We start from the raw sequence: 1,702 nt of genomic DNA on the forward strand, positions 1-1,702 counted from the left end.
GAGCCGTACCTGGAGCAGGCGGTGCGGATGATGGGCGCGCTGGCCGCCGCCCGGCAGCAGGGCGGCGGGGCGGTCTTCCTGCTCGGCGAGGCCGGCATCGGCAAGTCCCGGCTGGCCGGCGAGTGCGCCTACCAGGCGTACGGGCTGGGCCTTCCGGTGCTGCGCGGGCGGGGCAGCTCGACCGGCACGGTGACGCCGTTCCGGCCACTGATCGAGGCGCTCTCCTCCCGGTTCCGGGCCGCCGGACCGCCCACCGACCCCGAACTCACGCCCTACCGGCCGGCGTTGGCCCGACTGGTCCCGGAGTGGCGGCAGACCCCGACGGCGGCCGGCCCCGGCGCCTACCCGGAGAGCGTGGTCGAACTCGCCGAGGCGCTGCTGCGGCTGCTCGCGGTGCTCGGCCGCGAGCAGGGCTGCGTCCTGCTGCTGGAGGACCTGCACGACACCGACGCGGAGACCGTCGCCGTCCTGGAGTACCTGGTCGACAACCTGGCCGGACTGCCGGTGCTGCTGCTCGCCACGCTGCGCGCCGAACCCGGCCCCGCCCTGGACCTGGTGCGCGCCGCCGAGCGCCGCCGCGCCGCCACCGTCACCGAGCTGCGGCCGCTGCCGCCCGGCGAGGTGGCCGCGCTGGCCGCCGCGATCCTGGAGGGCGAGCGCGCCGACGACCTGCCGGCCGCGCTGGTGGAGCACCTCACCGAGCGCGGCGACGGCTGCCCCTACCTGGTCGAGGAACTGCTCGCCGACCTGCTGGAGTCCGGCGCCCTGCACCGGGACGGGGACGGCCGCTGGGCGCTCGCCGACGGCTCGCGCCCCGGTGTGCCCAGCACCATCGTCCGCAGCTGGGGTCACCGCATCGACCAACTCGACCCGCAGGTACGGGACCTGCTGCTGACGGCGGCCACCCTGGGCAGCCGCTTCTCGGTGACCACCGTGCAGCTGATCACCGGGTACGACGACCGCAGCCTGTTCAGCCATCTGCGCTCGGCCTCCGAGGCCAATGTGATCGTGCCCGACGGCGCCGCCCCGGACCGCTACGCCTTCCGGCACGCGCTGACCGCCGACGCCGTGACGGCCGCCCTGGCGCCCGCCGAACGCGCCGCGCTGGCCCGCCGGGCGGCCCGCGCCATCCTTCGCGCCGACCCCGACCTCGCCGAGGAGCGCCGCCAGTTGGTCGCCTCGCTGCTGCTGGCCGGCGGCGACCGGGCGGGCGCGGCAGTGCACTTCGCGGAGGCCGGGCGGCGGGTCCTCGAAGCGGGCGCGGCGGGCTCCGCGGTGGTCCTGCTGGAGCGCGCGCACGAACTCGCCGGGGACGCCGAACGGGCCGGCGTCACCGAGCTGCTGCTGCCCGCGCTGGCCGAGTCCGGGCAGCTGGACCGGGCCTTCGAGCTGGTCCGCACCCTGCCGCCGGCCCCGCCCGCCGCCGTGTCACCGGGCGGCGCCGTCCCGGCCGTCGAGCGCCGGATCGCGCTGCACACCCGGCTCGCCTGGGCGGCCGTGATGGCCGAACGCGGCGCCGACGCGGTCGCCCAGGTGGCCGCCGTGCGCGCGCTCACCGCCGGGCGGCCCCGCCCCGAGCAGGACGCCGCACTGGCCGTCGTCGAGGGCCACCTGGCGCTGCTGCCGGACCACGCGCCACCGGAGCACGCTCCACCGGCCCCGGACAGCGCCCCGGACAGCGCCCCGGGCGGCTGCCCCGCCG

1 protein-coding gene is annotated in these 1,702 nt (G+C 78.3%); it reads left to right on the top strand.

The annotated features are described in order from the left end of the window. Window positions 1-9: 9 nt before the first annotated feature. Window positions 10-1,702 (top strand): ATP-binding protein (locus ABD308_RS32255; RefSeq protein ID WP_425554901.1); only part of this gene is annotated, 1,693 nt, incomplete at its 3' end.

Source organism: Kitasatospora putterlickiae, assembly GCF_039527695.1.
GTDB lineage: Bacteria > Actinomycetota > Actinomycetes > Streptomycetales > Streptomycetaceae > Kitasatospora > Kitasatospora putterlickiae.